Below are 10,261 nucleotides of genomic sequence, written 5' to 3'. Positions count from 1 at the left end.
GTCCGGGGGGAGGCGGCTACTCGCCGGGCAGGCCCAGGGAGAACATCGACTCCAGGTCGTGCTGGGAGTAGGTGCGGAAGGCGATGTGGGTGTCGGTGTGCACGACTCCGGGGACCTTGCTGATGCGTCCGGGGATGACCTCGGCCAGCTCGTCGTGGTGCTTCACCCGCACCATGGCCAGGAGGTCGTGGTCGCCGGTGATGGAGTAGACCTCGCTGACGCCCTCCAGTTTCACGATCTCCTCGGCGACCTGGTTGATCTGGTCCACCTCGGTCTGGATGAGCACGATTGCGGTTATCAAGGCGGATCCTCCTCTGAAGGCGACTTCGCGGTCCTTCGAGCCTAACGGCGGCCGGGCAGGGCGGCGGCGCGGCGGGCGGCCCGGGGGGAGCGGGCCAGCAGCCCGAGGAGGACGCCCGCGACGAAGCCGTAGATGTGGGCCACGTAGGCGACGCCGTCGGACGCGCCGAGGCTGAGCCACTGCAGCACGAAGAACTGGCCGAGCAGCACCCAGGCGGGCAGCCGGAACGGGATGATCCCGGAGACCAGGGCGATGGTGCGCGAGCGCGGGTACATCGCCAGGTGGGAGCCCAGCACGCCCGCGACGGCGCCCGAGGCGCCGACGAGGGGCACCGTGGAGTCGGGGTAGGTGATGGCGAAGCCGTAGGCGGCGACCAGGCCGCAGCCCAGGTAGAAGAGCAGGAAGCGCAGCCTGCCCAGTCTGTCCTCGGTGGCCTGCCCGAAGACGAACAGGTAGATCATGTTGCCCAGCAGGTGCACCCAGCCGCTGTGCAGGAACATGGAGCTGAAGGCGGAGAGGAAGGGGTTCTTGCCCGAGATCTCCGTCTGCTCCAGGGAGCAGGAGGCGACCACGGCGCCCGGCAGCGGGATCTGCTCGTTGTCGGTGAGCTCCTGGGGGATGGCTCCGTACTCCCGGATGAAGACGGCCTGGTCGCAGATCTGCGCGCGCTGGCTGTCGTAGGAGTTGCCGAAGGTCGCCATCGGCGTCATCAGGAAGATCAGGAAGTTGAGCGCGATGAGCGCGTAGGTGACGAGCGGGGCCCGCCGGGTCGGCTGGTTGTCATACAGGGGCATCGCCACGACGGCCAGCGTAGGGCTTCGGCTCCTGATAAGCACCTTCCATCCACGCCCGCAGCCGCTCCGCGCCGCCCGCCGGGCAGGTCCACACGCCGTCCACGAGCACGAGCCGGACACCGGGGGACTCCAGCCAGCGCAGCAGGCACTCCATCTCCTCGCCGGAGGCGGAGTAGAGGCGGCCGGGCTCCGGCAGGACCGTCTGCGCGGTGGCCGTGCAGGCCTCGACGTAGGGCCCGTAGGCGGTGGCGTGCGGCGGGATGACGCCGGTGGCCGCGAGCCTGCCGTACCGCACGACGGCCAGCTCCCAGCCGCCGTCGAAGGCGGGGCGGGCGGCCACGAGCTGGGGGAGGCCGGCCAGGGAGGACAGGCGCTGGAACCGTCCGGCGGCCCGGAGGAAGGCGGCGAGCCGGTCGCGCTGGACGGCGGCGTCCTCGTAGCGCAGTTCGGCGGCGAGCCGTTCGATCCGGCCCTGCATCGCGGCGACGACGGGCTGAACGTCGCCGGTCATCATCCCGTGGGCCGATCCGACGTGCAGGGCGTACTCCTCGGGGCCCTCACGGCCCTCGCAGGGGGCGCCGCACCGGCCCAGCTCGGCCAGGGCGCAGGAGTAGGCCTTGCCCTCGGCGATTCGGCGGGGGGTGAGCGGCTGGGCGCACTGGCGCAGCATGGTGGCCTCCCGCAGGGCCTCGCGCGCCTGCTCGGCGACCCGCCCGGACGAGAAGGGCCCGATGTAGGCGCAGCCGTCGTCGCGGCACTCGCGCACGACGGAGAGCCGGGGGAAGACCTCGTCGGTGAGCTTCAGCCACAGGGCGCGTTCGGGGAACTTGGAGCGGCGGTTGTAGCGCGGCTTGTGCTCGGCGATGAGCCGCAGCTCGCGGACCTCGGCCTCCAGCGCGGTGGCGCAGGGGACGGTCCGCACCCGTTCGGCGACGCCGACCATCTCGCGGATGCGCTTGCGGGTCTCCCCGGCGGTGAAGTACGAGCGGACGCGGGTGCGCAGGTCGCCGCTCTTGCCGATGTAGAGGATGTCGCCCCGGTGGTCCTCGAAGAAGTACACGCCGGGCCCGGACGGCACGTCGTCGGCCAGGTGCCGTTTGGCCTGCTGCTGGGGGGAGGGGGCGCGGGCGAAGGACTTGGCCTCCTCCAGGGAGGTGACGCCGAAGGCGCCGAGCCGCTCGAACAGCCCGTGCAGCACGTCCACGGTGGCGCGGGCGTCGGCCAGCGCCCGGTGATTGGGCTCGGCGGGGCTCCCGAAGAACCGGGCGAGGGTGGCGAGCCTGCGGTTGGGCACCTCCTCCCGGGTGAGGATGCGCCGTGCGAGGTCGACGGTGTCGAGCACGGTGAAGGCGGGCCACGGGTGGCCCAGCCGGGCGCAGGCGGCCTTGAGGAAGCCGGTGTCGAAGGGCGCGTTGTGGGCGACCAGGACGCAGCCCCGGGCGAACTCCAGGAAGGTGGGGATGACCTCGGCCACCGGAGGGGCGCCCACCAGCATCTGCCGGGTGATCCCGGTCAGGACGGTGATGTGGGGCGGGATCGGCAGCCCGCAGTCGACCAGGGTGGCGAGCTCGCCGACGATCTCGCCGCCGCGCACCTTGACCGCCCCGATCTCGGTGATCCCGGAGTCCGCGGGCGACCCGCCGGTGGTCTCCAGGTCGACCACGACGAAGGTCACCTCGCCGAGCGGGGTGCCGAGATCGTCGAGGCTGCCTTGAACGGAACGCATGCCCGGCACCGTAGGCCTCCCGTGTGACAAAATCTGTACACACGGAAAGGAGCAGGACGATCACCTCGGACGAAAGCCTCAGGCAGCCGCTTCCCGAAGCGGTGCGCCAGTATGTGGTCGAGGCGGCCGCGGAGGTGCTCGGCAGGCTTCCCGCCGACGAGATCCCGGTGCCCCTGAAGCAGGTGGCGAAGTTCCGCCCGCAGAGCCGGGCCAGGCAGGGCGCGGTGCCGATCGCCGCCCAGCTGGAGCGCAACGCCGACTTCCGGGCCAGGGTGACGGTGCCGCTGCGCGAGGGGCAGCCGGAGCTGGTGGCGGCCCTGGAGGCGGGGGAGCCGCCCGCCGCCGCGGATCCGGTGCGCCTGGCGGCGCTGGCCTACCTGCTGCGCCCCGAGGGCTGGACGTCCTACGTGGAGACGGCGCGGGCCGAGCTGGAGCGCTCGCTGAAGGCCTCCCACGAGGCCGAGGCCGCCCGGACGGTCGCCGAGCTGAAGGAGCAGCTGGCCGCGGCCAGGGCGACCCGGGGCGAGGAGCTGGACAGGCTGCGCGGCGAGCTCAAGGACGCCAGGGGCGAGATCGCCGACCTGCGGCGCAAGATCCATGAGGAGCGTCGGCAGGCCAGGACGGCCTCCGAGCGGCTGGCCGATCTGGAGCGCGGCCGTGCCGCCGAGCGGGAGGAGCACCTGTCCTCCCAGAGCGGCCTGGAGAAGGAGGTCAAGACGCTGCGGGCCAGGCTGGCTTCAGCGGAGACGGCGCTGGAGGCCGGCCGCAAGGCCGCCCGCGAGGGCCGGAGCCTGTCCGACGTGCGGCTGAGGCTGCTGCTCGACACGCTGGTGGACGCCGCCCAGGGGGTGCGCAGGGAGCTGAACCTGCCCTCGGTGATCTCCAAGCCCGCCGACCACGTGAGCGCCGCCGCGGCGGCCGCCGCGGCCCCGCCGGGCCGCTCGCTCTCGGAGCAGGACGCCCAGCAGTTCAACGAGCTGCTCACGGTCCCGCAGGTGCACCTCATCGTCGACGGCTACAACGTGACCAAGACCGGCTACGGCGAGCTGCCGCTGGCCGACCAGCGCAGCAGGCTGGTGAACGGGCTGGGCGGGCTGTACTCCCAGACCCAGGCGGAGATCACGGTGGTGTTCGACGGCGCCTCGCTGGACGGTCCGGTGGCGGTGCAGGCTCCGCGCGGGGTGCGGGTGCTCTTCAGCCGGCCGGGCCAGATCGCGGACGAGCTGATCGCCGAGCTGGTGCGGGCCGAGCCCCCGGGCCGGCCCTTCGTGGTGGTCTCCTCCGACCAGGAGGTGGCGGCCTCGGCGCGGCGCGCGGGGGGCCGGACGGCCACCGCGACGCTGCTGCTCAAGCGGCTGGGACGTTTCTGAGTTCGAGGCCGTGCCTGCGAAGACGGTGAAGGTTCTGAGAAACGCGTGATTTATAGGGGTTTCGGTTGAGGAAGACCCCCGCCTTCACTAAGGTCAACGGCGACAACAGAATTCCCAGAAGGGTCGCCCCCCGCCGTGGCCAGTGCTCGTCCGAAGATCCGCCGCATGGCCGCAGTCTGCCTGGTGCTCACCGCCTCCTGGAGCATTCCCGGAGCCGTTCAGGCGCTGCCCGCCGAGCCGTCGCGGGCGGCCGCCCAGAAGAAGCTCGAGAAGCTCGACCAGCAGGTCGAGCAGCTCGTCGACAGGTTCAACAAGGTCAACGGCGAGCTCAAGGTCGCCAAGCGGAAGCTGGAGTCGGCGAAGAAGTCCGCCAAGCGCGAGACGCTCGCCTACGAGAACGCGCGGCGCGGCGTGGTGCAGATGGCCGCGGACGCCTACAAGACCGGTGACGTCAACGAGGTCTCGGCGCTGTTGTCCTCCGGCGACCCGCAGACCGTGCTGGACCAGGTGTCGATCTTCTCGCACGTCTCCCAGAACCGGGGCGACAAGATCAAGGACTTCCTCTACGCCGCCCAGCGGGTGGAGCGCGAGAAGGGCCACGCCCAGGAGTCCTACGACAAGGTCAACGCCAAGGCCAAGGACCTCAGGCAGCAGAAGAGCGTCATCGAGAAGGCCATCACCAAGCAGCGCTCGCTGGTGCAGCGGCTGGGCGGGGACACCCCCTCCACCACGGCCACCCCGCAGGGCGGCAACTACAGCGGCCCGGCCACCGGTTCGGCCAAGACGGCCCTGGAGTACGCCTACAAGCAGCTCGGGAAGCCCTACATCTACGGCGGCGCGGGCCCGACCGGCTTCGACTGCTCCGGCCTGACGATGCGGGCATGGGGTGCGGCGGGCGTCTCCCTGCCGCACAACGCCGCGGCGCAGTACTCCTTGACCTCCTCCAAGCGGGTCTCCTACGCGGACCTCCAGCCGGGTGACCTCATCTTCTTCAGCGGCCTCGGCCACGTCGGCATGTACGTGGGCGACGGCAAGATGATCCACGCCCCGCGCACCGGGAAGAACGTGGAAGTAGTGAGCATCACGGAGGGCTACTACCGCAGCCGTTTCGTGGGCGGCGGGCGTCCCTAGAACCCCCCGAAACACCCCTGTAACAGGCGGATATGCCCCGGTCAGAGGCCTGTCACCACCGGTGAGACCTGTGTCACCCGGCCGTTAAAGCCCGCTTCACCTGGGCTTTCCTTACTTTGCTGGGCATTTGCCTTTCCTGGTTTCTTTGATACCTTCATGGAAGCGCGACGTTATCCGAACGTTGCCAACCGGTGGCGTTCTCCAGACGCCATGCTGTGATCTAAGCCGATCAACTGATCCGAGAGCCGGTGTCGTGGCAGACACCCGAGCCGCGCAGTGAAGCGTAGGACAGTGATTCTCGAGTCGGCGTCACAAGTCCATCCGCGTCCTTCCGACGATCAACGGAGCCATCAGGGGTTCCGTCCGGGGCCCCATCGCGTCCCCTCGTCCGAGAAGGCAACGCCGAGTCCGTGTACGCACACGGAGCCGGGGACCCAATCCGAACACACCCCGCACCACCCCCAAAGGGTGTGGGCCATGTGTTCGGCGGGGTGAATCGGAAGGCTGCGCAGTCAGGCAGCCGACCGTAGGACGAACCTTCCTGTCCGAACCCGTCAGCTAACCCGGTAGGCGTCAGGAAGAAGGAGATTCCCCTGTCTCGCAATCTTGGCATCCGCCTGCCCTCTGTAAGTCGTAAGCAGCTGGCCACCGGCCTGCTCGCAGCAGCCGCAGTCATGACTCCCGTAGTGGCCGTACCGGCCCCCGCGGAAGCCGCGGCGGTCAGCGCCACGACGGTTCAGAAGACCAAAAAGGTCAAGAAGAAGAAGTCCTGGTCCCATCGCCAGCAGGTCGCCCAGAAGGCTTTGAAGTGGGCGAAGAAGAAGAAGGGCAGCCCGTACGTGTACGGCGCGACCGGCCCCAACTCCTTCGACTGCTCCGGGTTGGCGGGCTACGTCTACCGCAAGGCGGGCGTGAAGCTGCCGCGCACGACCGGAGCCATCTACAGCGGCGTCGGCAACAAGGTCAAGTGGAAGGACCTCGCCCCTGGCGATCTGGTCTTCTTCTACGGCGGCCGCAGCCACATGGGCATCGTCTCCAAGGTGACCGGCAAGAAGGTCTACATGATCCACGCGCCGCGCACCGGTGACCACGTCCGACAGGTGCTTCTCGACAAGTACCGCAAGCAGAGCTTCAACGGAGCCGTCCGGCCTTACTAGGCGGCTCGCGGCGGCGGAGAAACCTCCGCTCCGCCGCCCAGCAGGACCATCCGACAAGTCAGACGCGGGACTGGTCCCCTCCGGGGGACCGTCCTCCCGCCGAGTCCGCTGTGAAGCGGAGCCGGGGAACCAACCGCCGGTCGCACAGACCGGCACGGGGTGAATCGACGGCCAGCCGTCGTAGGGCTATTCCAGGCCCGAATCCGTCAGCTAACCCGGTAGGCGGCATGGAAACAGGAGTTGAGCAGCACATGACCGGTCGTCACCACCGCAAGAACGTCTCCCTGACCGCCAAGATCGCGGGCGGTCTGCTCGCCGGAACCACCCTGGCCAGCACCTTCGCGGTCGCCGCGAACGCCAACACCCTCCCCGAGACGAGCGGCTCCGGCAAGGGCACCGTGAGCGCCGCCTCCCTGCACACCGGCCTGGTCCTGGACGGACTGACCACCGGCGGGACCTTCGAGAACACCGACGCCGCCGAGCGGACCGAGCAGAGCTCCGAGAGCCGCGACGAGTCCGCCGAGAAGAGCGAGAAGTCCGACACCGGCAAGAAGGTCGGCAAGAGCGCCTCCGCCGACGACTTCATCAAGAAGGCCAAGACCCAGCTGGGCATCCGCGAGGACGGCTCCGGCAAGACCAAGTTCCAGGAGTGGTACTCCAAGACCGCGCGCGCGGCCGAGACCGTCGAGCGCGACGGCGGCAGCCGCAACTCCTACCTGAGGGCCGCCTGGTGCAACATGTTCGTCTCCTGGGTCGCGGAGGAGACCGGCACCAAGGACACCGTCGGACAGGACGCCTGGACCATCGCGCACGCCAAGTGGTTCAAGAAGCAGGACCGCTGGGGCACCACCCCGAAGAAGGGCGCCATCGTCTTCTTCAACTGGCAGGGCAAGAAGAGCCTGGACAGCATCGTCCACGTCGGCATCGTCACCGACGTCAAGGGCGGAACGGTCAAGACCATCGAAGGCAACACCGGCAACGCGGTCCTGGAGCGCGACCGCAAGGCCTCCCAGATCGTGGGCTACGGCTACCCCGAGTTCGCGCGCTGATCACCAGCCCTCGAGAGCCCCGGTATGCCGGTTTCCGATGCGGTCATAGGATCGCACCCCATGGAAGCCGACGTACCGGGGCTCTTCGCATCTCCCGGGCACCCTCCCTCAGGACGCGCGGTCTGCGGGCGCAGAGGGTTCCTGCTGGCCGGGCTGCTCGGGCTCGCGGGCTGCCGGTCGGGTCCTCCGGACGGCCCGGCGCCCGCTTCGGCCACCGCCGCTCGCGCGGAGGTGGAAGCCCTGCTCGAAGCCCGTTCCCGCGCCGTGCTGGAGCGCGACGCCGCACGCTTCCTGGCCACGGTCCACCCGGACGAACCCGGTTTCCGGGCCCGGCAGGAGGAACTGTTCACCGCGTTGGCCCGGCTGCCCTTCGACGGCTGGCGGGAGAGCGTCGAGAAGATAGAGGGTTCGCTGGCCACGCTGCGGCTGGCCTACCGCTACCGCGGCTTCGACACCTCGGACGTGGTGCACACCACCTATCTGGAGGTGGGCCGGGCGGACGGGCGCACGCTGGTCACGGGTGACGGCGGAGACCGGCGGGACGCCCCGGAGATCTGGGCGGACCCGGACGCCGAGGCCGTCAAGGGCAGGTCCGGGCTGGTCGTGGGCACCGGCCCGCTGAAGCAGGTCGCCGCCCAGCTCGACCGATCCGTGCCCGCGGTCTCCGCCGTGGTCGGCGACGGCTGGGCCCGCCGCGCCGTGGCACTCCTTCCCGGCGACGCCGACCGCGCCGAGGAACTGGCGGGCGGACAGTCGCTCGACGGCATCGTCGCGGTCGCCACCGTCACCCGTAACGCCGACGGGAGCCCGGGGCAGGCCCGGATCCTCATCTCCCCGGAGAGCTGGCCGAAGCTCAGCCCGCTGGGCCGCCGGGTCGTGCTCACCCACGAGCTGACCCACGTGGCGATGGAGAGCGCCGGGGACGCCCGCACCCCCCTGTGGCTGGTGGAGGGCTTCGCGGACCACGTCGCCTACCTGGACGCCGGGACCCCGCCGGCCTCGGCGGCCCGCGAGCTCGCGGCCGAGGTCAGGAAGGGGAGGCTGCCTTCGGGGCTGCCGTCCCGAGAGGACTTCGCGACCGGATCCCCCCGGCTGAGCCAGGCGTACCAGGAGGCGTGGCTGGCCTGCCGGATGATCGCGGAGAGGTACGGCGGCGACCGGCTGCTGAGGCTCTACCGTGAGGCCGGGACCGGAACGGAGCGGGAGGCCCTGCGCGAGGTGCTGGGCGTCTCGGACCTGACCGGTACCTGGCGGGAGTATCTGCGCACGCAACTGGGATGATCCCGGCACAATCCATGATGGACGGAAGAAAGGAAGCGGCGTTCCTCCCCGCCGGGTCAGGAGCCGCCACGCCGCGAAGCGTATGAAGACCCTGATCCTGACCAATGACTTCCCGCCGAGGGCCGGAGGGATCCAGCAGTTCGTGCACAACCTCGCGCTGCGCCGTCCGCACGGCTCCGTGGTGGTGTACGCGCCGGCCTGGAAGGGTGCCGCGGCCTTCGACGCGGAGCAGCCCTTCGAGGTGGTGCGGCACCCCACCTCGCTGATGCTGCCGGAGCCGTCCGTGCTGCGCCGCGCCGGGCAGATCATCGACTCCCACCAGTGCGATTCGGTGCTCTTCGGAGCGTCGGCGCCGCTCGGGCTGCTGGCGCCCGCGCTGCGCGGACGCGGCGTGGAGCGCGCCGTGGGCATCACCCACGGGCACGAGGCCGGCTGGGCCCGGCTGCCGGTGGCCCGCAGGCTGCTGCGGCGCATAGGCGACGGCCTCGACGTGCTCACCTACCTGGGTGAGTACACCCGGTCCCGGATGGCGGAGGCGCTGTCGGACGAGGCGGCGAAGCGGATGGCGAGGCTGGCGCCGGGCGTCGACGAGACGCTCTTCCGCGCGGGGGCGGGCGGCGCGGAGATCCGGCGCAGGCACGGGCTGGAGGGGCGTCCCGTGGCGGTGTGCGTCTCCCGGCTGGTGCCGCGCAAGGGCCAGGACACCCTGATCCGGGCCTGGCCGCGGGTGCTCCGGGAAGTGCCCGGCGCCGCGCTGCTGCTGGTCGGAGGCGGCCCCTACCGCAAGGAGCTGGAGGGCCTGGTGGACGCGATGGGCGTCCGGTCCTCGGTGGTGCTCACCGGTTCGGTGCCGTGGGAGGAGCTGCCCGCGCACTACGACGCGGGCGACGTGTTCGCGATGCCCTGCCGGACGCGGCGGCGCGGCTTGGACGTCGAGGGGCTGGGGATCGTCTACCTGGAGGCCTCGGCCACCGGGCTGCCGGTGGTGGCGGGGGACTCGGGCGGGGCCCCCGACGCGGTCCTGGACGGGGAGACCGGCGTCGTGGTGTCCGGCAGGTCGGTGGAGGCGGTGGCCGTCCGGGTCGCCGAGCTGCTGGCCGACCGGGACCTGGCCGACAGGCTGGGTGCGAGGGGGCGTTCCTGGGTGGAGCGGGAGTGGACCTGGGAGCGGCAGGCCGCCAGGCTGGACGGGCTCCTGAGTCCGGAGGAGTGAAAGGAGAGGGCGCCGGAGAAGGAGCGTTCGCTCCGTCTCCGGCGCCCTCTGCCGGATCGTTCGTTCCGGGTCAGCGACCCTGGCCGCGGCGCAGGGGGAGTGCCTTCTTGGCCGCCTCGTGCCGTCCGGTCTTGACCGCCGGCTGCGGCTGGCGCTTGATCTTGTTCTTCGCCGAACGGCGCTTCTCGAGCTGGGCGCCCTCTTCGATCTTGTTACGTGATAGCCGGGCCATTGCGCTG

10 protein-coding genes and 2 riboswitches are annotated in these 10,261 nt (G+C 70.7%); of the genes, 6 read left to right on the top strand and 4 right to left on the bottom strand.

The genetic code is table 11. From position 1 onward, the window contains the following. Nucleotides 1–16 precede the first annotated feature (16 nt). From ABD327_RS25545 to ABD327_RS25535, 3 genes are read right to left on the bottom strand one after another with little or no spacing between them, the layout of a single operon-like run. Complete coding sequence (locus ABD327_RS25545; RefSeq protein WP_344453480.1) at nucleotides 17–301, bottom strand: Lrp/AsnC family transcriptional regulator; 285 nt, start codon at nucleotides 299–301, stop codon at nucleotides 17–19. Between the two features lie 41 nt (nucleotides 302–342). After that, nucleotides 343–1,095, bottom strand: coding sequence for a rhomboid family intramembrane serine protease (locus ABD327_RS25540; RefSeq protein WP_344453565.1), 753 nt, complete (start codon nucleotides 1,093–1,095; stop codon nucleotides 343–345). After that, a complete protein-coding gene (locus ABD327_RS25535) occupies nucleotides 1,082–2,821 on the bottom strand; it encodes a DEDD exonuclease domain-containing protein (RefSeq protein ID WP_344453478.1) in 1,740 nt (579 codons plus the stop codon). Before ABD327_RS25535 ends, ABD327_RS25540 begins: the two co-directional genes overlap by 14 nt. A gap of 101 nt (nucleotides 2,822–2,922) precedes the next feature. Here ABD327_RS25535 and ABD327_RS25530 point away from each other — a divergent pair, with 101 nt between their 5' ends. The 6 genes from ABD327_RS25530 (at nucleotide 2,923) to ABD327_RS25505 (ending at nucleotide 10,022) form a co-directional block, all read left to right on the top strand. Continuing rightward, nucleotides 2,923–4,191, top strand: a complete 1,269-nt coding sequence (locus tag ABD327_RS25530; RefSeq protein ID WP_344453476.1) for an NYN domain-containing protein — start codon at nucleotides 2,923–2,925, stop codon at nucleotides 4,189–4,191. Nucleotides 4,192–4,356: 165 nt separating this feature from the next. Then, complete coding sequence (locus ABD327_RS25525; protein ID WP_344453474.1) at nucleotides 4,357–5,322, top strand: C40 family peptidase; 966 nt, start codon at nucleotides 4,357–4,359, stop codon at nucleotides 5,320–5,322. 390 nt (nucleotides 5,323–5,712) lie between these two features. After that, a riboswitch (cyclic di-AMP (ydaO/yuaA leader) is annotated at nucleotides 5,713–5,910 on the top strand. An 86-nt stretch (nucleotides 5,911–5,996) separates the two neighbouring features. Continuing rightward, nucleotides 5,997–6,479, top strand: coding sequence for a C40 family peptidase (locus ABD327_RS25520; protein ID WP_344453472.1), 483 nt, complete (start codon nucleotides 5,997–5,999; stop codon nucleotides 6,477–6,479). A gap of 87 nt (nucleotides 6,480–6,566) precedes the next feature. After that, a riboswitch (cyclic di-AMP (ydaO/yuaA leader) is annotated at nucleotides 6,567–6,719 on the top strand. 11 nt (nucleotides 6,720–6,730) lie between these two features. After that, complete coding sequence (locus ABD327_RS25515) at nucleotides 6,731–7,528, top strand: CHAP domain-containing protein (protein WP_344453470.1); 798 nt, start codon at nucleotides 6,731–6,733, stop codon at nucleotides 7,526–7,528. Nucleotides 7,529–7,588: 60 nt separating this feature from the next. After that, the gene (locus ABD327_RS25510) at nucleotides 7,589–8,809 is read left to right on the top strand and encodes a hypothetical protein (RefSeq protein WP_344453468.1); all 1,221 of its coding nucleotides are present in this window, start codon (nucleotides 7,589–7,591) and stop codon (nucleotides 8,807–8,809) included. 82 nt (nucleotides 8,810–8,891) lie between these two features. Beyond that, nucleotides 8,892–10,022 carry a glycosyltransferase family 4 protein gene (locus ABD327_RS25505; RefSeq protein ID WP_344453466.1) on the top strand — a complete coding sequence of 377 codons (1,131 nt, stop codon included), beginning with the start codon at nucleotides 8,892–8,894 and terminating at the stop codon, nucleotides 10,020–10,022. Nucleotides 10,023–10,092: 70 nt separating this feature from the next. Here the strand turns inward: ABD327_RS25505 and ABD327_RS25500 are convergent, their stop codons facing one another. Beyond that, a complete protein-coding gene (locus ABD327_RS25500; RefSeq protein WP_344453464.1) occupies nucleotides 10,093–10,254 on the bottom strand; it encodes a hypothetical protein in 162 nt (53 codons plus the stop codon). Between the last annotated feature and the right edge of the window lie 7 nt (nucleotides 10,255–10,261).

This window comes from Actinocorallia aurantiaca (assembly GCF_039533685.1).
In the GTDB taxonomy this organism is placed as follows: domain Bacteria; phylum Actinomycetota; class Actinomycetes; order Streptosporangiales; family Streptosporangiaceae; genus Actinocorallia; species Actinocorallia aurantiaca.
The sequence above is the reverse complement of the archived record's forward strand: the minus strand, read 5'-3'. Positions and strand labels throughout refer to the sequence as shown.